General features: G+C 65.4%; 23 protein-coding genes. 10 read left to right on the plus strand and 13 right to left on the minus strand.

Features of this window, described 5'->3' with window-relative positions; translation table 11 throughout:
* Positions 1 to 10: 10 nt before the first annotated feature.
* From ssuC to F3J43_RS09485, 3 genes are read left to right on the plus strand one after another with little or no spacing between them, the layout of a single operon-like run.
* On the plus strand, positions 11 to 808 hold the full coding sequence (gene ssuC, locus F3J43_RS09475; protein WP_166885109.1) for an aliphatic sulfonate ABC transporter permease SsuC: 798 nt from the start codon (positions 11 to 13) through the stop codon (positions 806 to 808).
* Positions 808 to 1,620, plus strand: a complete 813-nt coding sequence (gene ssuB, locus F3J43_RS09480) for an aliphatic sulfonates ABC transporter ATP-binding protein (protein WP_205297754.1) — start codon at positions 808 to 810, stop codon at positions 1,618 to 1,620. The genes ssuC and ssuB overlap by 1 nt, the downstream gene beginning before the upstream one ends.
* A 28-nt stretch (positions 1,621 to 1,648) precedes the next feature.
* Positions 1,649 to 1,864 carry a TOBE domain-containing protein gene (locus tag F3J43_RS09485; protein WP_008095172.1) on the plus strand — a complete coding sequence of 72 codons (216 nt, stop codon included), beginning with the start codon at positions 1,649 to 1,651 and terminating at the stop codon, positions 1,862 to 1,864.
* A gap of 55 nt (positions 1,865 to 1,919) precedes the next feature.
* Here the strand turns inward: F3J43_RS09485 and F3J43_RS09490 are convergent, their stop codons facing one another.
* The 4 genes from F3J43_RS09490 to F3J43_RS09505 form a co-directional block, all read right to left on the minus strand.
* On the minus strand, positions 1,920 to 2,558 hold the full coding sequence (locus tag F3J43_RS09490) for a TetR/AcrR family transcriptional regulator (RefSeq protein WP_166885112.1): 639 nt from the start codon (positions 2,556 to 2,558) through the stop codon (positions 1,920 to 1,922).
* Positions 2,558 to 4,135, minus strand: coding sequence for a glutamate--cysteine ligase (gene gshA, locus F3J43_RS09495; protein ID WP_205297755.1), 1,578 nt, complete (start codon positions 4,133 to 4,135; stop codon positions 2,558 to 2,560). The genes F3J43_RS09490 and gshA overlap by 1 nt, the downstream gene beginning before the upstream one ends.
* A gap of 240 nt (positions 4,136 to 4,375) precedes the next feature.
* A complete protein-coding gene (locus F3J43_RS09500; protein ID WP_166885116.1) occupies positions 4,376 to 4,759 on the minus strand; it encodes a PaaI family thioesterase in 384 nt (127 codons plus the stop codon).
* Complete coding sequence (locus F3J43_RS09505; RefSeq protein ID WP_166885118.1) at positions 4,759 to 7,083, minus strand: Tex family protein; 2,325 nt, start codon at positions 7,081 to 7,083, stop codon at positions 4,759 to 4,761. The genes F3J43_RS09500 and F3J43_RS09505 overlap by 1 nt, the downstream gene beginning before the upstream one ends.
* Before the next feature lie 229 nt (positions 7,084 to 7,312).
* Between F3J43_RS09505 and ompR the strand changes: the two genes are divergently transcribed.
* Both ompR and F3J43_RS09515 read left to right on the plus strand, forming a co-directional pair.
* Positions 7,313 to 8,053: an osmolarity response regulator transcription factor OmpR gene (ompR, locus tag F3J43_RS09510; protein WP_166885120.1), complete on the plus strand. Its 741-nt coding sequence runs from the start codon at positions 7,313 to 7,315 to the stop codon at positions 8,051 to 8,053.
* A 116-nt stretch (positions 8,054 to 8,169) separates the two neighbouring features.
* Entirely contained in the window at positions 8,170 to 9,483 is a 1,314-nt protein-coding gene (locus F3J43_RS09515) for an ATP-binding protein (protein ID WP_166885122.1), read from the plus strand.
* 54 nt (positions 9,484 to 9,537) lie between these two features.
* Here F3J43_RS09515 and rimK read toward each other — a convergent pair whose 3' ends face one another.
* A complete protein-coding gene (gene rimK, locus F3J43_RS09520; RefSeq protein ID WP_166885124.1) occupies positions 9,538 to 10,443 on the minus strand; it encodes a 30S ribosomal protein S6--L-glutamate ligase in 906 nt (301 codons plus the stop codon).
* A complete protein-coding gene (gene rimB, locus F3J43_RS09525; RefSeq protein ID WP_166885126.1) occupies positions 10,440 to 10,922 on the minus strand; it encodes a retropepsin-like aspartic endopeptidase RimB in 483 nt (160 codons plus the stop codon). The genes rimK and rimB overlap by 4 nt, the downstream gene beginning before the upstream one ends.
* Before the next feature lie 109 nt (positions 10,923 to 11,031).
* Between rimB and F3J43_RS09530 the strand changes: the two genes are divergently transcribed.
* Entirely contained in the window at positions 11,032 to 11,433 is a 402-nt protein-coding gene (locus F3J43_RS09530; protein ID WP_166885128.1) for an RNA-binding S4 domain-containing protein, read from the plus strand.
* Between the two features lie 65 nt (positions 11,434 to 11,498).
* On the opposite strand, the gene F3J43_RS09535 is transcribed toward F3J43_RS09530, so the two are convergent.
* Positions 11,499 to 12,254: a phosphatase PAP2 family protein gene (locus F3J43_RS09535; RefSeq protein WP_205297758.1), complete on the minus strand. Its 756-nt coding sequence runs from the start codon at positions 12,252 to 12,254 to the stop codon at positions 11,499 to 11,501.
* Between the two features lie 154 nt (positions 12,255 to 12,408).
* Between F3J43_RS09535 and hslO the strand changes: the two genes are divergently transcribed.
* The 3 genes from hslO (at position 12,409) to F3J43_RS09550 (ending at position 15,716) form a co-directional block, all read left to right on the plus strand.
* Positions 12,409 to 13,311 (plus strand): Hsp33 family molecular chaperone HslO, encoded by a 903-nt coding sequence (gene hslO, locus F3J43_RS09540; RefSeq protein WP_166885132.1) that lies wholly within the window; start codon positions 12,409 to 12,411, stop codon positions 13,309 to 13,311.
* A 179-nt stretch (positions 13,312 to 13,490) separates the two neighbouring features.
* Positions 13,491 to 15,032: a phosphoenolpyruvate carboxykinase gene (locus F3J43_RS09545; RefSeq protein ID WP_166885134.1), complete on the plus strand. Its 1,542-nt coding sequence runs from the start codon at positions 13,491 to 13,493 to the stop codon at positions 15,030 to 15,032.
* Positions 15,033 to 15,281: 249 nt separating this feature from the next.
* Positions 15,282 to 15,716 (plus strand): acyl-CoA thioesterase, encoded by a 435-nt coding sequence (locus tag F3J43_RS09550; protein WP_166885136.1) that lies wholly within the window; start codon positions 15,282 to 15,284, stop codon positions 15,714 to 15,716.
* On the opposite strand, the gene F3J43_RS09555 is transcribed toward F3J43_RS09550, so the two are convergent.
* The 5 genes from F3J43_RS09555 to fdhD form a co-directional block, all read right to left on the minus strand.
* Entirely contained in the window at positions 15,706 to 16,359 is a 654-nt protein-coding gene (locus F3J43_RS09555) for a response regulator (RefSeq protein WP_166885138.1), read from the minus strand. The genes F3J43_RS09550 and F3J43_RS09555 overlap by 11 nt on opposite strands.
* Positions 16,360 to 16,477: 118 nt before the next feature.
* Positions 16,478 to 17,290, minus strand: a complete 813-nt coding sequence (locus F3J43_RS09560) for a CheR family methyltransferase (protein ID WP_166885140.1) — start codon at positions 17,288 to 17,290, stop codon at positions 16,478 to 16,480.
* A gap of 210 nt (positions 17,291 to 17,500) precedes the next feature.
* Positions 17,501 to 17,983, minus strand: a complete 483-nt coding sequence (locus tag F3J43_RS09565) for a YMGG-like glycine zipper-containing protein (RefSeq protein WP_166885142.1) — start codon at positions 17,981 to 17,983, stop codon at positions 17,501 to 17,503.
* Between the two features lie 260 nt (positions 17,984 to 18,243).
* Positions 18,244 to 20,589: an FdhF/YdeP family oxidoreductase gene (locus F3J43_RS09570; RefSeq protein ID WP_166885144.1), complete on the minus strand. Its 2,346-nt coding sequence runs from the start codon at positions 20,587 to 20,589 to the stop codon at positions 18,244 to 18,246.
* 8 nt (positions 20,590 to 20,597) lie between these two features.
* Entirely contained in the window at positions 20,598 to 21,425 is an 828-nt protein-coding gene (gene fdhD, locus F3J43_RS09575; protein ID WP_166885147.1) for a formate dehydrogenase accessory sulfurtransferase FdhD, read from the minus strand.
* 175 nt (positions 21,426 to 21,600) lie between these two features.
* On the opposite strand from fdhD, the gene lysM reads away from it, so the two are divergent.
* The gene (gene lysM, locus F3J43_RS09580) at positions 21,601 to 22,041 is read left to right on the plus strand and encodes a peptidoglycan-binding protein LysM (RefSeq protein WP_166885149.1); all 441 of its coding nucleotides are present in this window, start codon (positions 21,601 to 21,603) and stop codon (positions 22,039 to 22,041) included.
* Positions 22,042 to 22,096: 55 nt separating this feature from the next.
* Here the strand turns inward: lysM and yrfG are convergent, their stop codons facing one another.
* Positions 22,097 to 22,759: a GMP/IMP nucleotidase gene (yrfG, locus tag F3J43_RS09585; RefSeq protein ID WP_166885151.1), complete on the minus strand. Its 663-nt coding sequence runs from the start codon at positions 22,757 to 22,759 to the stop codon at positions 22,097 to 22,099.
* Between the last annotated feature and the right edge of the window lie 62 nt (positions 22,760 to 22,821).

Below are 22,821 nucleotides of genomic sequence, written 5' to 3' on the forward strand. Positions count from 1 at the left end.
GGGCCTGGCCATGAGTCGAGCATCCTCATCCACCTGGGCGCAGCGCCTCGCGCCCTGGGCCCTGCCACTTTTGTTGCTGGCGGTGTGGCAACTGGCGGTTGGCGCGGGCTGGCTGTCGACGCGCATCCTGCCGGCGCCGAGCGCGGTAGTGGGCGCAGGCGTCGAGCTGGTGCGCAGCGGCGAGTTGTGGACCCACCTGGCCATCAGTGGCTGGCGCGCCGGCCTGGGCTTCGTCATCGGCGGTGCCATCGGCCTGGTGCTGGGCTTCGTCACTGGCCTGTCGAACTGGGGCGAGCGCCTGCTCGACAGCTCGGTGCAGATGATCCGCAACGTGCCGCACCTGGCGCTGATCCCGCTGGTGATCCTGTGGTTCGGCATCGACGAGTCGGCGAAGATCTTCCTGGTGGCACTGGGGACGTTGTTCCCCATCTACCTCAACACCTATCACGGCATCCGCAACGTCGACCCGGCGTTGGTGGAGATGGCGCGCAGCTATGGGCTGTCTGGCTTCGCGCTGTTCCGCCAGGTGATCCTGCCGGGGGCCTTGCCGTCGATCCTGGTCGGCGTGCGCTTTGCCCTGGGCTTCATGTGGCTGACCCTGATCGTCGCCGAGACCATCTCGGCCAATGCCGGTATCGGCTACCTGGCGATGAATGCCCGTGAGTTCTTGCAGACCGACGTGGTGGTGCTGGCCATCGTCCTGTACGCGGTGCTCGGCAAACTCGCCGACCTGGCCGCCCGAGGCCTGGAGCGCGTGTGGCTGCGCTGGCACCCGGCGTACCAGGCTGCGAAGAAGGAGAGCGCCTGATGACCGTGCTCAGGGAGCAGCCGCCACGCCTGCTGCGTGGCATTCCACTGGCGGCCAGCGATCTGCGCCGGACGTTCGGCCAGCGCGAAGTGCTGCGCGGCATCGACCTGCACATCCCGGCCGGCCAGTTCGTCGCCATCGTCGGTCGCAGCGGCTGTGGCAAGAGCACTTTGCTGCGCCTGCTGGCCGGGCTCGACCAGCCCGATGGCGGCGAGCTGCTGGCTGGTGCCGCGCCATTGGCCGAGGCGCGCGAGGAGACTCGGCTGATGTTCCAGGACGCCCGCCTGCTGCCGTGGAAGAAGGTGATCGACAACGTTGGCCTGGGATTGTCCGGCAAATGGCAGGCCCGCGCCCTCGATGCCCTGGCGGCGGTCGGCCTGGCCGATCGTGCCCAGGAATGGCCGGCAGCCCTGTCCGGTGGCCAGAAGCAGCGCGTGGCCCTGGCCCGCGCGCTGATCCACCAGCCGCGCCTGCTGCTGCTGGACGAACCGCTGGGCGCGCTGGATGCGCTGACCCGTATCGAGATGCAGCAACTGATCGAGCGCCTGTGGCGCGAGCATGGTTTCACCGTGCTGCTGGTCACCCACGACGTCAGCGAAGCCGTCGCCGTGGCCGACCGGGTGATCCTGATCGAGGACGGCGCTGTCGGCCTGGACCTGGCGGTCGACCTGCCGCGGCCCAGGGTGCGAGGTTCGCAGCGCCTGGCGGCGCTGGAAAGCGAAGTGCTCAACCGTGTTCTGTCCGTCCCGGGCACCCCGCCCGAGCCGGAACCCGTAACCCCTCTGCCCACGCAACTGCGTTGGGCGCATTGACCTCCGAAGCCAGAAAAGGAAAGACGCCATGACCATCAAAGCCATCAACGTACGCAACCAGTTCAAAGGTACCGTGAAGGAAATCCTCGAAGGCCCGGTACTGTCGGAAATCGACGTGCAGACTGCCTCTGGCATCGTCACGTCGGTGATTACCACCCGTTCCGTGAAGGAGCTGGAGCTGCAGGTAGGGAGCGAGGTGATCGCCTTCGTGAAATCGACCGAGGTATCCATCGCCAAGCTGTGATGTCAGGCGTTTCGCAAACGTGGGAGCGGGGCGAGCCTGCTCCCGCAAAGCCTGCTCAGGCTGGCTGCGAGCGCTTGGCCAGGTATGGCGGCAGATACAGCCCCAGGTAGGCTTCGAACACCCGCTTGCCTTCCTCGGCCATGCGCGGGGTGATCGCCTCGTGCATCTGCATCGACCGTGCATACACCCGGTCGCTCAACTCCATCGCCAGGGCGAACACATCCACGTCGGCCGGCATCACCGGCAGGTGGAAATGCTGGTCGAACAGCTTGTGCATCAGCTCGCCCAGTTCCATGTCGTGCTGGCGGTCCGCCTGCACCACTTCGCTGAGCCCATGCAGGGCCAGGATCAGTTGCCGCGCCGCGGCATCCTCGTTGTAGATATCGAGCATGCGCTGCTCGACCAGCCGCGACAGCTCGTGCCAGGTCGTGAACGCGTGGCTGTCGATCGGCGCGCCAAGGGCCTCGCGAAAGGCCCGGTGGACATCGGCGGTGAGCGCTTCGAGCAACGCCGGCACGCTGGCGAAGAAGTGATAGACCGACGACGGCGGGATCTGCGCCCGCTCGGCCACGCTGTAGATCGACAACCCCGCCACTCCTTGCCCGGCCAGCAGCTCGCGAGCCGCCGCCAGGATCGCCTCGATCCTGGCCTGGCTGCTGGCGCGCGGCTTGCGTGCGTAGGCGGGGCGCCCCATCAGTTGCTGATCGCCAGGATGCTGGCCTGGTAGGCGCCGACGAACAGGTCGAAGTCACCGACTTCTTCTTGTTCCAGCTCGGACTGCTTGGCGATCGACTCGCGGGCAAGGGTCTCGAAGGCTTGCTGGCGCTCGGCGGACAATGGCTGCTGGCGGAAGGTCTCGGCGTGCAGGCGGCTCTGGCGCAGGGCGAACTGGACGAACGTCTCGTCGTGCTCGGTCATGCGCGCCAGGACCTGGGCCGACGGGGTCAGCTCAGGATCGTCGACCTTGGCCTGTTGCGCTTCCAGGGCCTTGGCGTGGTCGTTGCCGCCCTGGGCGCGGTCGAGCAGTCCGGCCAGTTGGCCGATGCGTTCGATCAGTTCGCCTGCCCACGCTTTCAGCGCCACCGGCTGGCCGTCACGGCGCAGCTCCAGGCCCGGGCGCCGGCCTTCCTTGACCACGGTAAGGAAGTTGTCGGTGCACTGGCCGCACTCGCCGTTATCCAGCTGCGGGCTGTCTTCGAGGGCGCAGAACAGCAGGAACGCATCGAGGAAGCGCGCCTCGGTGAGGTCGATGCCCACCGGCAGGAACGGGTTGATGTCGAGGCAGCGCACTTCCACGTACTGCACGCCCCGGGAGGTCAGGGCCTGGATCGGCCGCTCGCCGGTGTAGGTGACGCGCTTGGGGCGGATGTTCGAGTAGTACTCGTTCTCGATCTGCAGGATGTTGGTGTTCAACTGCACCCACTCGCCATCCTTGTGCGTGCCGACCTCGACGTAGGGCGGGTAGGGCGTGCCCACCGCCTTGCGCAGGCTGTCGGTGTAGCTGGCGAGGTTGTTGTAGCAGGGCGTCAGGCCCGCCTGGGCGTTGCTCTGGTAGCCCAGGTCGCTCATGCGCAGGCTGGTGGCGTAGGGCAGGTAGAGGGTCTGCGCGTCGAGTTCCTCGAGCTGATGCGGGTGGCCGCGCAGGAAGCCCTTGTCCAGGGCCGGCGAGGCGCCGAACAGGTACATCAGCAGCCAGCTGTAGCGGCGGAAGTTGCGGATCAGCGCGATGTAGGCCGAGGACTGGTAGTCGCGATCGTCCTGCTCGCCGCCCTCGGCTTCACGCAGCAGCGGCCACAGCGCCTCGGGCAGGGAGAAGTTGTAGTGGATGCCGGCGATGCACTGCATGGTGCGCCCGTAGCGCAGGGCCAGGCCCTTGCGGTACACGTGCTTGAGCTTGCCGATGTTCGAGGTGCCGTACTCGGCGATCGGGATATCTTCCTCGGCCGGCAGCGTGCAGGGCATCGACGGGCTCCACAGGTATTCGCCACCAAGCTGGGTGTAGACGAAACGGTGGATCTCATCGAGGTTGTCGAGCACCTGGGCCGGGTCTGCCAGGGCAGGGGTGATGAACTCCAGCAGCGACTCGGAATAGTCGGTGGTGATCTGCTCGTTGGTCAGCGCCGAACCCAGGGCCTGTGGATGCGGGGTCTGGGCCAGGCGACCTTCGTCGGTCACGCGCAGGCATTCGCGCTCAATACCGTGCAGGCACTGCTTGAGCAGGTCGAGGTTGTCGCCGAGCAGGCTCAGGCGGCGGTTGAGGAGGTCGCTCAAGATGGATTCCTTCACGCGTCAGTCGGCCCAATATGGGGGTAGCGATGACGGTCTACAAGGGTAGTTGGGAAAGGAACTGGCGTTGTCGCCTGGTTTACGCGGTTCCGTCGCTGGCCTGTATGCGTCTGATCGCGGGGCAAGCCCGCTCCCACGAGCGCTTTTGGGCCTCGTGGGAGCGGGTTTGCCCCGCGATCAGGTGTACAGCAATGCGCCGAAAATACCGCAGATGGGGGCTGTCAGCTAGAGAACCGCGAAGGTTCCCTGTGCCTTGGCCACCAGTTTGTCGTCCTGGAGCACGTCGGCGTCGACCACCAGCGTGCGCCGACCGGCGTGCAGCACGCGGGCGGTGCACAGCACCTCGCCCTCGCTGACCGCGCGCAGGTAGTTGATCTTGCACTCGATGGTCACGCTCTGCCGGTCGAAACCATGGCTGGCCGAGCAGGCCAGGCCCATGGCGATGTCGACCAGGCTGAAGATCGCCCCGCCGTGCAGCTTCTGGCCGCGGTTGCGCAGGTGTGGCTCGAGGCTCAGGGCCACCTCGGCAACACCCGTCTCCAGGCGTTGCAGGCGGCAGCCCAGGAGCTGGCTGAAGGCGCTCTCGACGTATTCGGCGGGGACGTCCATCACTTCTTCTTCAGCTGCTTGGCGTTGGCGAACAGCGCGGCCATGGCATTGTTGGCTGGCGCGGCAGTGGCGGTCTCGCGCTGGCGCGGTGCCTGCTGCTGGCGGTTGCCGCCATTGCCGCGATTGCCGCCGCGGTTGCCCTCGACCTTCTCGCCCGGGGTGTCGCTCATGCGCATGGACAGGCCGACGCGTTTGCGCGGGATGTCCACTTCCATGACCTTGACCTTGACCACGTCGCCGGCCTTGACCGCTTCACGCGGGTCCTTGACGAACTTCTCCGACAGCGCCGAGATGTGCACCAGACCGTCCTGGTGCACGCCGATGTCGACGAAGGCGCCGAAGTTGGTGACGTTGGTCACCACGCCTTCGAGGATCATGCCTGGCTCCAGGTCCTTGAGGTCCTCGACGCCGTCCTGGAAGGTGGCGGTCTTGAACTCCGGGCGCGGGTCGCGGCCAGGCTTGTCCAGCTCCTGCAGGATGTCGGTGACGGTGGGCAGGCCGAAGGTCTCGTCGGTGAACTTCTTCGGGTCCAGGCGCTTGAGGAAGGCGCTGTCGCCGATCAGCGAGCGGATGTCGCGCTCGGTGCCGGCGGCGATGCGCTGTACCAGCGGGTAGGCCTCGGGGTGCACCGCGGAGGCGTCCAGCGGGTTGTCGCCATTCATCACGCGCAGGAAGCCGGCGGCCTGCTCGAAGGTCTTCTCGCCGAGGCGGCTGACCTTTTTCAGCGCGGCGCGGGTGGCGAACGGACCGTTGGCGTCGCGGTGGGCGACGATGTTCTGCGCCAGGGTCGCGTTGAGGCCGGAGATCCGGGTCAGCAATGCCACCGAGGCGGTGTTGACGTCCACGCCGACGGCGTTCACGCAGTCCTCGACCACGGCGTCCAGGCCACGGGCCAGTTTCACCTGGGACACGTCGTGCTGGTACTGGCCGACACCGATGGACTTCGGATCGATCTTCACCAGTTCGGCCAGCGGGTCCTGCAGGCGGCGGGCGATCGACACGGCGCCACGGATCGACACGTCGAGGTCCGGGAACTCGCGGGCGGCCAGCTCGGAAGCCGAGTACACCGAGGCGCCGGCCTCGGAAACCATGATCTTGGTGATCTTCAGTGCCGGGTACTTCTTGACCAGCTCGGCCACCAGCTTGTCGCTCTCGCGGCTGGCGGTGCCGTTGCCGATGGCGATCAGTTCCACGGCGTGCTTGGCGCACAGCGCGGCCATGATGGCAATGGTGCGGTCCCAGTCGTTCTTCGGCGCGTGCGGGTAGACCGTGGTGTGGTCCAGCAGCTTGCCGGTGGCGTCGACCACGGCGATCTTGCAGCCGGTACGCAGCCCCGGGTCGAAGCCCAGGGTGGCGCGTGGGCCGGCCGGGGCGGCCAGCAGCAGGTCGTGCAGGTTGTGGGCGAAGACGTTGATCGCCTCGCCTTCGGCGTTGTCGCGCAGTTCGCCGAACAGGTCGGTCTCCAGGTGGGTGTAGAGCTTGACCTTCCAGGTCCAGCGCACCACTTCGCCGAGCCACTTGTCGGCCGGGCGGTTGTGGTTCTCGATGCCGACATGGTTGCCGATCATCAGCTCGCACGGGTGCAGGGTGCCCGGCAGTTCCTCGCCGACCTTCAGCGAGGCGCTCAGCACGCCCTCGTTGCGGCCGCGGAAGATCGCCAGGGCACGGTGCGACGGTGCGGTGCGCAGCAGTTCGTCGTGGGCGAAGTAGTCACGGAACTTGGCGCCTTCTTCTTCCTTGCCGGCGACCACGCGGGCGGTCAGCACCGCTTCCTGCTTGAGGAAACCGCGCAGCTTGTCGAGCAGGGCGGCGTCTTCGGCGAAGCGCTCCATGAGAATGTATTTGGCGCCTTCCAGGGCGGCCTTGACGTCGGCCACGCCTTTCTCGGCGTCGACGAAGCGCGCGGCTTCGTTCTCCGGGTTCAGCTGCGGGTCGTTGAACAGGCCGTCGGCCAGCTCGCCGAGGCCGGCTTCCAGGGCGATCTGGCCCTTGGTGCGGCGCTTCTGCTTGTACGGCAGGTAGAGGTCTTCGAGGCGGGTCTTGGTATCGGCCAGCTTGATCTCGCGGGCCAGTTCCGGGGTGAGCTTGCCTTGCTCCTCGATGCTGGCCAGGATGCTGGCACGGCGCTCGTCGAGTTCGCGTAGGTAGCGCAGGCGCTCTTCCAGGTGGCGCAGTTGGGTATCGTCCAGGCTGCCGGTCACTTCCTTGCGGTAACGGGCGATGAAGGGCACGGTCGATCCTTCGTCCAACAGGCCCACGGCCGCTTCGACCTGCTGTGGGCGCACGCCCAGTTCCTCGGCGATACGGCTGTTGATGCTGTCCATGAAAACCACCTGACAAATAGTGAATGCAAGGCCGCAGGCGGGCGTTCGGCCCCGGCGGCGCTGGATGAAAGCCGCGCATTATACCTATCGTGCCGGGCTTGCGGTGATGGCCGGGCGCCAGTCAGGCACAGGGCGGCAGTGGCGTTGCGGGAAAAATCTGCTAACAATGCACACGGCACGCGTTGCAATGGCTACGCCATAATGCGCGGCGATACCAGAGGAGTGATTCATGACCAGCACCGCAAACACCGCCGAAGGCGAAAAGATTCTCATCGTCGACGACGATCCGGGCTTGAGCAGCCTGCTGGACCGTTTCTTCACCAGCAAGGGCTACCGCGTCCGCACTGTACCCAACGTCGAACAGATGGACCGGTTGCTGGCCCGCGAAGTCTTCAACCTGGTGGTGCTCGACCTGATGCTGCCTGGCGAGGACGGCCTGTCCGCCTGCAAGCGTCTGCGCGCCTCGAACAACCAGATCCCGATCATCATGCTCACCGCCAAGGGTGACGAACTGAGTCGCATCAAGGGCCTCGAACTGGGCGCCGACGACTACCTGGCCAAGCCGTTCAACCCAGACGAACTGGTGGCCAGGGTCAAGGCCGTGTTGCGCCGCCAGGCACCGGCGGTACCGGGTGCACCGGGCAGCGAGGACGAGACCGTCACCTTCGGTGACTACGAACTGTCGCTGGCCACTCGCGAACTCAAGCGTGGCGACGAGACGCACATGCTGACCACCGGCGAGTTCGCCGTGCTCAAGGCGCTGGTCATGCATGCCCGCGAGCCGCTGACCCGCGACAAGCTGATGAACCTGGCCCGCGGCCGTGAGTGGGATGCCCTGGAGCGTTCCATCGACGTACAGATCTCGCGCCTGCGCCGGATGATCGAGCCCGACCCTTCCAAGCCACGCTATATCCAGACCGTCTGGGGCGTGGGCTATGTCTTCGTGCCGGACGGAAACGCCGGTAAATGAGCCTGCCGGCTCTGCACCGTGCAACAGGGCGACTCCCGCGGGTCGCCCTGTTTTCGTCTGTGGCCGCCGGTACTTTCAGCGGGCCTCGCCTGCTTTCGCAGCACAGTAGTTGATCGATGAAAACCCCTCTCTGGTTTCCGCAAAGCTTCTTCGCCCGCACCCTGTGGCTGGTGCTGATCGTCGTGCTGTTCTCCAAGGCGCTGACGCTGGTGTACCTGTTGATGAACGAGGACGTGCTGGTCGATCGCCAGTACAGCCACGGCGTGGCGCTCACCCTGCGCGCCTACTGGGCGGCGGACGAGGAGAACCGCGAGCAGATCGCCGAGGCGGCCGGGCTGATCCGGGTGACCGGCTCCGGCGTCCCCGAGGGCGAGCAGCACTGGCCCTACAGCGAGATCTACCAGCGCCAGATGCAGGCCGAGCTGGGTGACGACACCGAGGTGCGCCTGCGCATCCACGCGCCGCCGGCGCTGTGGGTCAACGCCCCGAGCCTGGGCCCGGGCTGGCTGAAGGTGCCGCTTTACCCGCACCCGTTGCGCGGGCAGAAGATCTGGAACGTACTCGGCTGGTTCCTGGCCATTGGCCTGTTGTCGACCGCCTCGGCCTGGATCTTCGTGCGCCAGCTCAACCAGCCACTCAAGCGCCTGGTGTTCGCTGCGCGCCAGCTGGGCCAGGGGCGCAGCGTGCGGTTGCCGATCAGCGACACCCCCAGTGAAATGACCGAGGTATACCGCGCGTTCAACCAGATGGCCGAGGATGTCGAGCAGGCCGGACGGGAGCGCGAGCTGATGCTGGCCGGGGTCTCCCACGACCTGCGCACGCCATTGACCCGGTTGCGTCTGTCGCTGTCGTTGATGGGCAGCGAGAGCGATCTCAGTGACGACATGGTCCGCGATATCGAGGACATGGACGCGATTCTCGACCAGTTCCTGGCATTCATCCGTGACGGGCGTGACGAGCCGGTGGAAGAGGTCGACCTCAATGACCTGATCCGCGAGGTGGTGGCGCCCTACAACCAGCCTGAGGAGCAGGTGCGGCTGTGCATGGAACCGATCCCGCCGTTTCCGCTGCGGCGGGTGTCGCTCAAGCGCATGCTGGGCAACCTGATCGGCAATGCCTTGCATCATGCCGGCAAGGGGGTGGAGGTGGCGGCCTACGTATCGGGCGACCAGAGCGCGCCGTATGTGGTGCTCAGCGTGCTCGACCGTGGCGCGGGGATCGACGAGTCGGAACTGGAGACCATCTTCAACCCGTTCATTCGTGGTGACCGTGCCCGGGGCGGCAAGGGCACCGGGCTGGGGCTGGCGATCGTCAAGCGGATCGCCGCCCAGCATGGTGGCAATGTCGAACTGCGCAACCGCTCCGGTGGCGGCATCGAGGCCCGGGTGCGCTTGCCGCTGGGGTTGCTGCTGCCGCGTAACGCCGTCTGATCGGCAATGCCCCGCAGGAGCCAGCAAGGCCGGCTCCTGCAGGAGGCGTTTTGCTCAGCCCTTGCCCTTGGTCCGGGTCTGGTTGGGTCCGCTGTTCTTCTCCAGATGCTCGATGATCATCCCGGCCACGTCCTTGCCGGTGGTCACCTCGATGCCCTCCAGCCCCGGCGAAGAGTTCACCTCCATCACCAGCGGCCCGTGATGCGAACGCAGGATATCCACCCCCGCCACGCTCAGCCCCATCACCTTGGCCGCGCGAATGGCGGTCATGCGCTCCTCTGGCGTGATCTTGATCAGGCTGGCCACGCCACCGCGGTGCAGGTTGGAGCGAAACTCGCCGGGTTTGGCCTGGCGCTTCATCGAGGCGATCACCTTGTCGCCGACCACGAAGCAGCGGATGTCGGCGCCGCCGGCTTCCTTGATGTATTCCTGGACCATGATGTTCTGCTTCAGCCCCATGAACGCCTCGATCACCGATTCGGCGGCCTTGGTGGTCTCGCACAGCACCACGCCGATGCCCTGGGTACCTTCGAGCACCTTGATCACCAGCGGCGCGCCATTGACCATCTGGATCAGGTCGGGGATGTCGTCGGGGGAGTGGGCGAAGCCGGTGATCGGCAGGCCGATGCCGCGCCGCGACAGCAGTTGCAGCGAGCGCAGCTTGTCGCGTGAGCGGGCGATGGCCACCGACTCGTTGAGTGGGTAGACGCCCATCATCTCGAACTGGCGCAGCACCGCGCAGCCATAGAAGGTGACCGATGCGCCGATGCGTGGAATCACCGCATCGAACCCCTCCAGCGGCTTGCCCCGGTAGTGGATCTGCGGCTTGTGGCTGGCGATGTTCATGTAGGCCCTGAGCGTGTCGATCACCACTACTTCATGGCCCCGCTGGGTTCCGGCCTCGACCAGGCGGCGGGTGGAATACAGACGCGGATTGCGCGACAGCACGGCGATCTTCATGCAACACCTGTGACAGGGGAAAGGGTGGCCGTGAAGGCCGGTTTGTCCTGGACGTACTTGAGGCCGGGGTTGACCACCAGTTGACCGTGGATGAGCGCTTTCGAGCCGAGCAGCAGCCGATAGCGCATGTTCTTGCGGCAGGCCAGGGTGAACTCCACCTCCCAGACCCTGTCGCCGAGCGCCAGGGGGGTGCGGATCACATAGCGGGCCTGGGCCTGGCCATTGGAGCTCTTGATGGTTTTCATGGTCACCAGCGGCGCCTCGCAGCGGCGATGACGCAATTGCGCCATCGGGCCCAGGTGCGCGATGAAACGCACCCATGGCTGGCCGTCGCGCTCGAACGGCTCGACGTCGGTGGCGTGCAGACTCGAGGTGCTGGCACCGGTGTCGATCTTGGCGCGCAGGCCGGCGACGCCGAGGCCGGGCAGGGCGACCCACTCACGCAGGCCGATCACAGTCAGATGGTCAAATGTCTTCACGAAGCGTGCCCTGCGGATGAGGTGGTGAACTGTAATGACGGCACGGACTTTTTGCATCCGTCAGTCACGGTAGTACAGTTCCGTGAAAGACAGAATTCGAGGAAAAACCATGGCACAAAAGCCTGAAGACGACGACAAGGTCCGCCTGGACAAGTGGCTGTGGGCGGCGCGCTTCTACAAGACCCGTGCCCTGGCCAAGGCCGCCATCGAGAGCGGCAAGGTGCATTGCCGGGGCGAGCGCTGCAAGCCGGGCAAGGAGCCGCGGGTGGGGGATGAGTTCGTGCTGCGTACCGGTTTCGACGAACGCACGGTGGTGGTCAGGGCGCTGTCGGTGGTGCGTCGTGGCGCGCCGGAGGCGCAGGCGTTGTACGAGGAGACGGCCGAGAGCGTGAAGCGGCGCGAGCAGGCGGCCGAAATGCGCAAGGCAGGGGCGATGGGCGTGACCACCGATGGGCGGCCGAACAAGAAGCAGCGGCGGCAGATTCACCAACTGCATGGCAGTTTCGAGTAATCGCCGGGCAAGCCCGCTCCCACGCAGGTACATCGTGGGAGCGGGCTTGCCCGGCGATCGGTCGATCAGGCGTTGCGCATGACGCTCATCCGTCCGATCAGTGGCAATTTGCCGAACAACCGGAACAACGGCGCGGTCCAGCGTACCAGCGCCGCACTGGCCTTGGCCGTCAGCGGCGTGTGGCAGCTCCAGCCCAGTGCCAGCACGGCCATCAGCAGGCCGCCGATGTAGTCGTCCTGGCCCCAGTGGGCGCCCGCCACCAGGCGCGGCATCATGAACAGCAGGGCCAGTGCCCAGATCACCAGGTGCTGCACCAGGCGGCGGCTGTACAGGCTCATGAACAGCGCCCAGATCAGCAGTACCGAGGCGTGGTCACCAGGGAAACTCTGACCGGAACGGTCCTTGAGCTCCCACTTCTTTTCCAGGTCCGGGTAGTAGTCGCTCAGGTGCACGGCGTTGTCGAACACCATCGATGGGCTATTGTGTTGCCAGCCCATTGCACTGACCCACTTGGAAAACAGCGCGCGAATCACCACTAAGAGAAGCAGGGTCACCAGGAAGGCGAAGAATGCCTGGCGTACCTGGACGGCCCTGAAGACCCAGTCGCCGCGAATCAGCAGCGAGAGCATGATCAGCCCGACCAGGATATCGAACGGTCGCAGGCTGCCGATGGCCCAGATGGAGCGCCAGACGACGTTGTCGGCCAGCGGGGCGTTGAGGCTGTGGAACAGCCACTCGTCGAAAGTCAGGCAAAGGATCTGGCCAACGGGCCACAACCAGAAACACAGTAGCGCAATGGGCAGCAGGGTACAGGCTGCCAAGGGTCCCCAGGACCACCTTGCTTGGAACAGTGGTCGATTGTCCATAAGATACCTCGATCTCCTAACAGGTAATGAGCGCCCCGGGGCGCTCTGCAACGGGGCTTTTTAGTCCCTTGTAATTATTTTGTCATCATTTTCAGATAGCCAGACAACCATGAGCGACTTGCCAGATACCGATTTCACCCAACGTTTCCTGTTCGACGACCGCGATGTGCGCGGCGAGATGGTCGCGCTGGAACGCAGCTACGCCGAGGTGCTGGCCAAGCACGACTACCCGCAGCCGGTCCGCCACCTGCTGGGCGAACTGATGGCTGCCGCCGCACTGCTGGTCGGCACCCTGAAGTTCGACGGCCTGCTGATCCTCCAGGCCCAGTCCCAGGGGCCGGTACCGCTGCTGGCCATCGAGTACACCAGCGAGCACGACATCCGTGGCCTGGCGCGCTATGACGCCAAGCAGATCAAGGATGACGCGAGCCTCGCCGACCTGATGCCCGGCGGCCACCTGGTGCTGACCATCCTGCCGGTCAACGGCCAGCGCTACCAAGGCACCGTCGAGCTCGATGGCAAGGACCTGTCGGAGTGCTTCACCAACTACTTCGTCATGTCGCAGCAGGTGAACACCTGCATCACCCTGGCCGCCGACGGCGTGCGTGCCCGTGGCCTGCTGGTGCAGCAACTGCCGGCCGACCGCCAGAAAGACAGCGAGGAGCGCGAGGAGAGCTGGGCCCACGTCAAGGCCCTGGCCAACACCGTGAAGGCTGCGGAGCTGCTGGAACTGGACAACGAAACCATGCTGCACCGCCTCTACCACGAGGACGCCGTGCGCCTGTTCGACATCCAGCCGCTGCGCTTCAAGTGCAGTTGCTCGCGCGAGCGCTCCAGCAATGCCCTGGTCAGCCTCGGCGAGGCGGATGCCACGGCCCTGGTGGCCGAGTGCGGTGGCACGGTCGAGATCGATTGCCAGTTCTGCAACGAGCGCTATCTGTTCGATGCGGCCGATGTCGCGCAACTGTTTGCCGGCGGCGGTACCGAGGCTCCCTCAGAAACTCAGCACTGAAACGTTTCACTACAAGACATTCTCCTGTCGAATTGCGCGAAAGCGCAGTTCTGACAGGAGGGGCCTACTTTTTTTGGGCTTTTCTGGCATAATCCGGCCACTTTTTTCGCTGTAGTAGTTTTTAAAAGACAACTACAAAACGTTTGGAGCACTCGGCCTCGGGCCGGATGGGGTATCTCATGACGCAAGCCAACAACACCGTGTACACCGACCTGAGCGTCGATGAACTGGTAAAAGAAGCGCTGTCCCGCGGTGAAGGCGTGCTGGCCGATACCGGCGCGCTGGTGGTGGAAACCGGTCACCGCACTGGCCGTTCGCCGGCTGACCGTTTCATCGTCGAAGAACCGTCCACCCAGGACCAGATTGGCTGGGGCCCGATCAACCGCAAGTTCCCGGCCGACAAGTTCGATGCCCTGTGGGACCGCGTCGAGGCGTTCAACAACGCTCAGGATCACTTCGTTTCCTACGTTCACGTAGGCGCTGCCGCCGAGCACTACCTGCCGGTCAAGATGACCACCCAGACTGCCTGGCAGAACCTGTTCGGCCGTTGCCTGTTCATCAATCCGGCCCAGTACAACCCGGCTGACCGCGGTGAGTGGCAGATCCTCAACGTTGCCAACTTCGAGTGCGTGCCTGAGCGTGACGGCACCAACTCCGATGGCTGCGTGATCATCAACTTCGCCCAGAAGAAAGTGCTGATCGCTGGCATGCGCTACGCCGGTGAAATGAAGAAAGCCATGTTCTCGGTGCAGAACTTCCTGCTGCCGGCCGCCGACGTACTGCCGATGCACTGCGCCGCCAACATCGGTGAAGAGGGTGACGTCACCCTGTTCTTCGGCCTGTCCGGCACCGGCAAGACCACCCTGTCGGCCGACGAAAGCCGTTACCTGATCGGTGACGACGAGCACGGCTGGGGCGAGGGCGTGGTCTTCAACATCGAAGGCGGTTGCTATGCCAAGTGCATCGACCTGTCCGAGAAGAACGAGCCGGTCATCTGGAAGGCCATCAAGCACGGTGCCGTGCTGGAGAACGTCGTTATCGACGCCAACAAGCACGCCGACTACGCCGACGTGAGCCTGACCCAGAACAGCCGTGCCGCCTACCCGCTGGAGCACGTCGAGAAGGTCTCCGAGAAGAACCTGGGCGGCGAGCCGAACGCGGTCATCTTCCTGACCTGCGACCTGACCGGCGTTCTGCCTCCGGTATCGATCCTGAACAACGAGCAGGCGGCCTACCACTTCCTGTCCGGCTACACCGCGCTGGTCGGCTCCACCGAAATGGGCTCGGGCGGCGGCATCAAGTCGACCTTCTCCACCTGCTTCGGCGCACCGTTCTTCCCGCGTCCGGCCGGCGTCTACGCCGAGCTGCTGATCAAGCGCATCAAGTCGTTCGGTTCCAAGGTCTACCTGGTCAATACCGGTTGGACCGGTGGCGGCTACGGTGTTGGCAAGCGCTTCAGCATCCCGACCACCCGTGGCGTGATCGCGGCCATCCAGAGCGGCGCGCTGGTCGGTGCCGAGACCGAGCACCTGGACATCATCAACCTGGACGTGCCGAAGGCCGTTCCGGGCGTCGAGACCGAGCTGCTCAACCCGCGCAACACCTGGGCTGACAAAGCTGCCTACGACGCAGCCGCCAAGGGCCTGGCCGGCCTGTTCATCGAAAACTTCAAGAAGTTCGAAGTTTCCGATGCCATCAAGGCCGCTGGTCCGCAGCTGTAAGCTGACGGCCTGGACGATAGAGCCGCCCTTCGGGGCGGCTTTTTTGTTTCTGGGTTTGACGAAGACTTGCCCCGGCCTGATAGGCGCCAGCCATGCTGGCAAAGCTGTTCGCGCCATTCTCCAGGCATCGGCAACTGACACCTTTGCCGGCCAGGCAGGCGCCTACACTGGTCGCGGTGATAGGCGATTTCAGCCCTGTATGGGAAGCTGCGCCTGCATGCATCGAGAACAGCCAGGACACCACGCCCCATGACCGAATCCCCGCAACGTTCCGCCTTCTCCCATTTCCACCCCATCCTTACCCGCCCGCAAGACAACGACCTCAATGGCCACCTGGCCGGTTCCACCGTGCATGGGTTCTTTGAAACGGCCATCCAGGCGTTCCTGCTCGAGCAGGCCGAACTGGATCTGCGCGACGGCGAACTGGCCGGTTTCGTGGTCAGCTCGGCGGCGGACTTCTTCGCCCTGCCCGGTTTCCCCGACGTGCTCGAGGTAGGCCTGGGCGTGACCCGTCTGGTCGGCAGCACAGTGGAGTTCCGCCTGGCGCTGTTCCGTCCTGGCGAGTCCGAAGCGTGTGCAGCGGGCACGCTGGTGCAGGTGTTCGTCGAGCGTGCCACGGGGCGTCCGGCGGTACTGCCGGAAACCCTGCAGTTGATCCTCGCCGGCCTGTCGCTCAATCGTTGACCCGGATGATTCCTTCGCGTACGGCGAACAGCACCAGCCCTGGCACATCGTGGATCTGCAGGCGGTGCATGAGTTGCGAGCGATGGGCCTCGACGGTCTTGATGCTCAGGCCCAGGCCGTCGGCGATGGAGCGGGTGGTCTCGCCGCGGGCGATCAGGCGCAGGATTTCCAGCTGGCGCTTGGTCAGGGGCGTCTGGACTTGGCTGGGAGAGCGCCTGCGGTTGTGCTTGAGTGCTTGGCCGATGACCATCGGCAGCACCGTCGACGACAGGTACTGACCGCCGCCACGCAAGGTCTGCAGGGCCAGTTCCAGCTCGCTCACCGTGGCGTTCTTGTGCAGGAACCCATGGGCGCCGAGTTGCAGGCAGCTCATCACATGCTCAAGTTCCGAACGTGCCGAGAACATCAGGACGCGACTGCCGGGCGCGCGCAAGAACAGCTCCTCGAGTGCTAGGCGGCTGTCCAGCTCACCGCTCATGTCGAGCACCACGATATCCGGCTTGAGCTTCTCGGCAAGGCTCACGGCGGCCATGGCGTCGCCGGTGTCGCCGATCACGGCGAATTCCTTCTTCTGTTCGAGCAGGGCGCGCAGGCCGGCGCGCATGAGCGGAGAGTCGTCGGCAAGCAGGATTCGGCAAGGCATGGGTCAGGGCCTGTTTCGCAAGGGAAGGGGGGCGGCAGGCCTGCTCGATCCGAAAGCGCACTGCCGCGCGGGTGCGCGATCAGTCCCTGTCTGCCGGTGGTCGCGGCAGTGCTTGTCATCATAGGCGTTCGAACACCGACGGCAGCCGTGGGCGCAGGGGCAGCTCCAGGCCGTGGAGGTTTTCGCTGTGGCCGATCAGTAACAGGCCGCCAGGACGCAGGTGCGTCAGCAGACGCCGCAGCATGCCATCCTTGTGCCGGGGGGCGAGGCCCGACAGCAGGTTGCGCAGCAGGATGGCGTCGAACCGGCCCAGCCCCTCGGGTAGCGGCTGGATCAGGTTGATCGCTTCGAAGCGCACCTGCTTGCGTAGCGACGGGGCGATGCGCAGGCGCCCGACCATTTCGCCGACCCCGCACAAGCAATGGCGTGCCAGCCAACCTTCGGGGAAGTAGCGGGCCTGGGCGATGTCGTAGATGCCGCTGGCGGCTTGCTCCAGCACTTGCGGGTCGAAGTCGCTGGCCAGTACCTGCCAGTCGTCCTGGCGGGCATGTTCCGCTGCCACCATCGCCAGGCTCCAGGCCTCCTCGCCCGTGGCGCAGGCGGCGCTCCACAGGCGTGCCGGACGGTCGAGGGCCGGTAGCCAGCGGGCCAGGCATTCGAAGTGGCGATGTTCGCGGAAGAAGTAGCTGTCGCGAGCGACCAGCAAGCGCAGCAAATGCTCGTTTTCCTGGCGCCCGAGCGGGCTGTCCAGCAGTGCGAGGTAGCTGTCGAAGTCGTTCAGCTGATGGGTCTTGAGGCGTTTGTGCAGGCGCGCGGCGACCACGGCCCGGCGGTCGTCGGCGAGCAGGGCGCCAGTGGCCTGCTCGACCCGCTGGCGCAGTTGCGCAAAGCTGGCTTCACTGAGCAGCGGCGGGCGCGTGCGGGACGGCATCCTTCAGGTGCTCCTGGCCTGGGCCGAACAGTTCGGATCGATGCGGATCGCGCGCATTCCCTGCGTCCTGTGCATGGTTGAAGGCAGAATGATAACTAGTGGCTACTAGCCTCCATATCGGGGTGGCCCTTAATCCTTCTGCCTGCACGGCCATGAAAAAGGCCCCGCTGGTGAGGGCGGGGCCTTAGGCTTTGCGCTTACGCCTGGCGATCAATCGCGCCAGTGCTTGTGCTTGCGGTGGCCGTAGTGGTGGCCGCGGTCGCCACGGTCATAGTAGCGACGGTCGTCGTAGTCGCGACGGTAGCGGCGGTCGTGGCGCTCGTCTTCGTCGGCCTTGTTGCCCATGTAGTTACCCAGGGCACCGCCGGCGCCACCGCCGGCCGCGGCGCCGATCAGGCTGCCGGTGCTGCCGCCCATCTGGCGGCCTACCACGTTGCCGCCTGCCGCGCCCAGGGCGCCGCCGATGGCCGCTTCGCCTCGCTGGCGCTTGTTGGCACCCACAGCACTGCCGGCTGCGCCGCCCAGGCCCGCGCCGATGGCCGAACCGGTGCTGCCACCGATGGACTGGCCGACGACCGAACCCAGTACCCCACCCAATGCGCCGCCAATGCCGGCTTCGGTGGTGCCGCCTGCCATGGCAACGCCGCTGAGCAAGCTGAAAGACAACAACAGAATCGAGGAGTACTTCTTCATTCAAGAGAGCCTCAAGGGGATGACGAGGCGGAATGTGACGCCGGGCAAGGCTTGTGGCAATGGAAATCCGACGAGTAGCACGAGTTGTACACAATTCGCCAAGTTATTGAATTATGTATGAAACTTTCCAGATTTTCGGTTGTCTGAGGTTATTGTGACAAAGCCCTGATCCGTTGCGGACAGGGCTTTTTTGTGGGCGTGACATCGGCCCGCGATGCACGCCTGCTGCACCAGCAAGGCTGGCTCCTACGGGGCAGGTATCAGACGATACGCCCGTCGTCCTGCGCGCGCTCCAGCTTGATGGCGATGAACTTCGAGGTCGGCGTGTGGCTGCCGTCGCCGATGCTCTCCAGTGGCACCAGCGGATTCACCTCGGGATAGTACGCCGCCGCCTGGCCGGCAGGGATGTCGAACGCCAGCAGGGTGAAACCATGCACCCGACGCACATGTTCGTCGCCCCACAACGACACGATGTCGACCTTCTGCCCCGGCTGGAAGCCCAGGCGCACGATGTCGGCCTCGTTGGCGAACAGTACGTCGCGCTGGCCGCGCACGCCGCGATAGCGATCATCCATGCCGTAGATGGTGGTGTTGTACTGGTCGTGCGAACGCATCGACTGCAGGATCAGGTCCGGCAGTTGGCCGCTGGCGCGCACGCGTGCATCGAGCAGGCTGTCGGGCAGCAGGTTGGCCTTGAAGTTGGCGCGGCCCGTGGAGGTCTTCCACTGGCGGCTGCCGGCGCTGTTGCCCAGGTAGAAGCCGCCGGGCAGGCGCAGGCGCTGGTTGAAGTCGGCGAAACCCGGGATGGTGTCGGCGATCAGTTCGCGGATGCGGTCATAGTCGGCCACCAGCCAGTGCCAGTCCACCGGCTGCTTGCCCAGGGTGGCGGCGGCGATGCCGGCCACCACCGCAGGCTCCGAGCGCATCTGCCGGGACAGTGGCTTGAGCTGGCCATTGGAGGCGTGGACCATGCTGAACGAATCCTCCACCGTCACCGCTTGCGGGCCTTCGCCCTGCAGGTCGATGTCGGTACGCCCCAGGCACGGCAGGATCAGCGCTTGCTTGCCATGCACCAGGTGGCTGCGGTTGAGCTTGGTGCTGATGTGCACGGTCAGCTCACACTTGCGCAGGGCTTGCGCGGTGCGCTCGGTGTCCGGGGTAGCCTGGGCGAAGTTGCCGCCCAGGCCGATGAACACCTTGGCGCGGCCTTCGAGCATGGCGTGGATCGCCTCGACGGTGTTGTGGCCGTTGTGCCGTGGGACCGGGAAACCGAAGCGTTGCTCCAGGGCGTCGAGCAGCAACGCCGGCGGGCGCTCGTTGATGCCCATGGTGCGGTCGCCTTGCACGTTGCTGTGGCCGCGCACCGGGCACAGGCCGGCACCAGGCACGCCGAGGTTGCCACGCAGCAGCATCAGGTTGACGATTTCCTGGATGGTCGGCACCGAGTGGCGGTGCTGGGTGATACCCATGGCCCAGCACATGATCACGCGCTTGCCCTTGCAGTACATGCGCGCCGACAGCTCGATATCGGACAGGGTCAGCCCCGATTGCGCCTGGATCTGCTCCCAGGGGGTGGCATCGACCACTGCCAGGTAGTCGTCCACGCCATGCCCGTGCTCGGCAATGAAGGTGTGGTCGAAGATCGCCGGCTCACCTTTGGCCTGTGCCTCGCGTTCCCACTGCAGCAGGAACTTGGCCATGCCGCGCAGCAATGCCATGTCGCCGCCCAGGGCCGGGCGGAAGAAGGCGGTGTTGGTCGGCCGGTCGGTGTTGGTCAGCATCTCCAGCGGGTTCTGCGGATGCTGGAAGCGCTCCAGGCCCCGCTCCTTGAGCGGGTTGACGCAGGCCACCTGGGCGCCGCGTTTCACTGCATCGCGCAGTGGGTCGAGCATGCGCGGGTGGTTGGTCCCGGGATTCTGGCCCCAGACGAAGATCGTGTCGGCGTGCTCGAAGTCATCGTAGGTGACCGTGCCCTTGCCGACGCCGACGCTTTGCCCCAGGGCCACGCCGCTGGCTTCGTGGCACATGTTCGAGCAATCGGGGAAGTTGTTGGTGCCGTAGGCGCGCACGAACAGTTGGTACAGGTAGGCCGCTTCGTTGCTGGCCCGGCCGGAGGTGTAGAACTCGGCCTGGTCGGGGCTGACCAGGTCGTTCAGGTGCCGGGCGATCAGGGCGAAGGCTGCGTCCCACTCGATCGGTTGGTAGTGATCGCTGATCGGGTCGTAGATCATCGGCTCGGTCAGGCGGCCCTGGTATTCGAGCCAGTAGTCGCTCTGCCTGAGCAGCGCGTTGACGCTGTAGCGGGCGAAGAACGCCGCGTCGACGCGACGCTTGGTGGCCTCCCAGTTGACCGCCTTGGCGCCGTTCTCGCAGAACTTGACCATGCCGCTCTCGGGCGAGTCGCCCCAGGCGCAGCCGGGGCAGTCGAAGCCACCGTTCTGGTTGGTCTTGAGCAGGGCACGGATGTTCTTCAGGGCGTTGTCGCTGCCGACCCAGGCCTTGGCCACGCTGCGCAGCGCGCCCCAGCCACCGGCGGGGCCGGGGTAGGGTTTGTAGCGGGGAGAGGAGGCGGGGGCGTTGTCTGGCAGTTTTTCGTACGAGGTCACGGCTGTTGCTACTCCGCCGCTGGGCTGAAGACCCGCGGTGCGCTGTGCTTGGGCAGATGGATGAGGTTGAGGTTGTGCTTGCGCGCCCATTGCAGGGCAAGGCCGGTGGGGGCCGAGAGACTGACCAGGGTCTGGATGCCGGCGCGCAGGACCTTCTGGATCAGTTCCAGGCTGCAGCGGCTGGTGACGATGGCCAGGCCGCCGGTGGTGTCGATCCGTTGGCGCAACAGGGCGCCGATCAGCTTGTCCAGGGCGTTGTGCCGGCCGATGTCCTCGCGGCCCAGCAGCAACTGGCCGTCGCGGTCCATGAACAGCGCCGCGTGCACCGCGCCGCAGTGCTGGCCGAGTGGCTGGAAGGCATCGATACGCTGGCGCAGGTCATTGAGCCAGTGCGCCGCAGGCAGCGGTGCGCCGGGCAGCACATTCAACTCGGGCAGCGCCTGCTCCAGGGCCTCGACGCCGCACAGGCCGCAGCCACTGGTGCCGGCCAGCTGGCGCCGCTGGTCCTTGAGGTTCCAGAACGCACGGCTGGAGATCTCCAGGTCGGCGTACAGCGCCGAGCCACTGCCGGAGAGCTTGACGTCGTAGATCTCGTCGGTGCCGGCGACGATGCCGCTGCCGACACTGAAGCCCACGGCGAAGTCCTCGAGGTCGGTGGGGCTGACCAGCATCACCGCCTGGTTGAGGCCGTTGTAGACGATGGCCAGCGCCACTTCCTCGGCCAGCGGTGTGCTGTCGCGAACGGCATCGGTGAGCTGTACGTAGTCGTAGGTATTGCTGGCGGCGGGCAGGGCGAGGGGCGTGGACGCCGCGCAGACCGGTGGTTTGCTGTTCATCGGGACGAAGACCGGCTGGCAGTTTGACCCCACAAGCCTAGGCCGGTGGGCAGGTGGCGTCTAATCGCTAGCGTCTATCCCGTGATAGAGCGCGTCGATTGCTCGCCGCGGTGCGTCGTGGGCAATGTTGGCCTAGACTGCTGCTTCCATGGATTCATCATCAAAGGAGCGCCATATGAGCCTGTTCAGTTTCGTCAAGGAAGCCGGCGAGAAGTTGATCGACCTGCTGACCCCCGGCAATGCCAATGCCGAAGAACAGCTGAAGAAGCATGTCCAGGAAGTCGGCCTGGGCAATCCGAACATCAGCGCCACTGTCGAGGGCGACAAGGTGATCCTCAAGGGTGAGGTCGGCAGCCAGGAAGAGAAGGAGAAGCTCATCCTCGCCGTGGGCAACATCGCTGGAGTGGCTTCGGTCGAGGACCAGATCACCGTTACCGGGCCGGTGGCCGAGGCGGCCCGGTTCGTGACCGTGGAGAAGGGCGATACCCTCAGCGCCATCTCCAAGAAGGTCTATGGCGATGCCAACAAGTACAACAAGATCTTCGAGGCGAACAAGCCGATGCTCAAGGATCCCAACAAGATCTATCCGGGGCAGGTGCTGCGCATTCCTGAGTGATCGCATCGCAGGGCGAGCCGGCTCCCACGCATGCAGCTCAATCGTGGGAGCGGGCTTACAGCCCTGCCAGCAACTCCCGGTAGTCTTCCACCGCCGTAAATTCCTGGGTATCGCGCACCGCTCCCCGGCTATCCGGCTGGCGCACCGCCAGCAGGTGCCCTACGCCGAACCGGCGCGCACTGCGCAGGATCGCCAGGGTATCGTCGATGAACAGGCTGCGTGCCGGGTCGAAGCCGATATCGGCCTGCAATGCCTCCCAGAACTGCGGGCTCTCCTTCGGGTAGCCATAGTCATGGGAGCTGATCAGCCGCTCGAAGTACGGTGCCAGCTCCACCCGCTCCAGCTTCAGCGACAGCGAATCGCGGTGCGCATTGGTGATCATCACCACCCGCTTGCCCGCCTGGCGAATGGCGGCGAGGAAGGTGTCGGCGTCCGGCTTCAGGGCGATCAGCTCGGCGATCTCGCGCTTCAGCTCGCGGATCGGCAGGCGCAGTTCGCGGCTCCAGAAGTCCAGGCAGTACCAGTTCAGCGTGCCCGCATGGCGTTCGAACAGCGGCTGCAGTTCCATTTCGGCCATCGCCCGGCTCACGCCGTGCAGCTCGGCGTAGCGCTGGGGCAGGTGTTCCAGCCAGAAGCGATTGTCGTAGTGCAGGTCGAGCAAGGTGCCATCCATGTCCAGCAGGACGGTGTCGATGGCGGACCAGGGAAGAACGGGCATGGGAAACTCTCGATCAGTCGGCAAGCCACGGTATAGTAACCCGTTCACGCCAAGGAGCCGCC

The organism is Pantoea sp. Cy-639, from assembly GCF_011752525.1.
In the GTDB taxonomy this organism is placed as follows: Bacteria; Pseudomonadota; Gammaproteobacteria; order Pseudomonadales; family Pseudomonadaceae; genus Aquipseudomonas.

Excerpts from the sequence above, each read along its gene's own strand:
- F3J43_RS09560 (WP_166885140.1), bottom strand. The coding sequence starts at position 17,290 with ATGCCGTCCCGCACGCGCCCGCCGCTGCTCAGTGAAGCCAGCTTTGCG.
- F3J43_RS09550 (WP_166885136.1), top strand. The coding sequence starts at position 15,282 with ATGACCGAATCCCCGCAACGTTCCGCCTTCTCCCATTTCCACCCCATC.
- hslO (WP_166885132.1), top strand. The coding sequence starts at position 12,409 with ATGAGCGACTTGCCAGATACCGATTTCACCCAACGTTTCCTGTTCGAC.
- F3J43_RS09505 (WP_166885118.1), bottom strand. The coding sequence starts at position 7,083 with ATGGACAGCATCAACAGCCGTATCGCCGAGGAACTGGGCGTGCGCCCA.
- F3J43_RS09565 (WP_166885142.1), bottom strand. The coding sequence starts at position 17,983 with ATGAAGAAGTACTCCTCGATTCTGTTGTTGTCTTTCAGCTTGCTCAGC.
- ssuB (WP_205297754.1), top strand. The coding sequence starts at position 808 with ATGACCGTGCTCAGGGAGCAGCCGCCACGCCTGCTGCGTGGCATTCCA.
- yrfG (WP_166885151.1), bottom strand. The coding sequence starts at position 22,759 with ATGCCCGTTCTTCCCTGGTCCGCCATCGACACCGTCCTGCTGGACATG.
- rimK (WP_166885124.1), bottom strand. The coding sequence starts at position 10,443 with ATGAAGATCGCCGTGCTGTCGCGCAATCCGCGTCTGTATTCCACCCGC.
- F3J43_RS09490 (WP_166885112.1), bottom strand. The coding sequence starts at position 2,558 with ATGGGGCGCCCCGCCTACGCACGCAAGCCGCGCGCCAGCAGCCAGGCC.
- F3J43_RS09500 (WP_166885116.1), bottom strand. The coding sequence starts at position 4,759 with ATGGACGTCCCCGCCGAATACGTCGAGAGCGCCTTCAGCCAGCTCCTG.
- ssuC (WP_166885109.1), top strand. The coding sequence starts at position 11 with ATGAGTCGAGCATCCTCATCCACCTGGGCGCAGCGCCTCGCGCCCTGG.
- lysM (WP_166885149.1), top strand. The coding sequence starts at position 21,601 with ATGAGCCTGTTCAGTTTCGTCAAGGAAGCCGGCGAGAAGTTGATCGAC.
- F3J43_RS09545 (WP_166885134.1), top strand. The coding sequence starts at position 13,491 with ATGACGCAAGCCAACAACACCGTGTACACCGACCTGAGCGTCGATGAA.
- F3J43_RS09555 (WP_166885138.1), bottom strand. The coding sequence starts at position 16,359 with ATGCCTTGCCGAATCCTGCTTGCCGACGACTCTCCGCTCATGCGCGCC.
- F3J43_RS09515 (WP_166885122.1), top strand. The coding sequence starts at position 8,170 with ATGAAAACCCCTCTCTGGTTTCCGCAAAGCTTCTTCGCCCGCACCCTG.
- F3J43_RS09530 (WP_166885128.1), top strand. The coding sequence starts at position 11,032 with ATGGCACAAAAGCCTGAAGACGACGACAAGGTCCGCCTGGACAAGTGG.
- F3J43_RS09485 (WP_008095172.1), top strand. The coding sequence starts at position 1,649 with ATGACCATCAAAGCCATCAACGTACGCAACCAGTTCAAAGGTACCGTG.
- ompR (WP_166885120.1), top strand. The coding sequence starts at position 7,313 with ATGACCAGCACCGCAAACACCGCCGAAGGCGAAAAGATTCTCATCGTC.
- fdhD (WP_166885147.1), bottom strand. The coding sequence starts at position 21,425 with ATGAACAGCAAACCACCGGTCTGCGCGGCGTCCACGCCCCTCGCCCTG.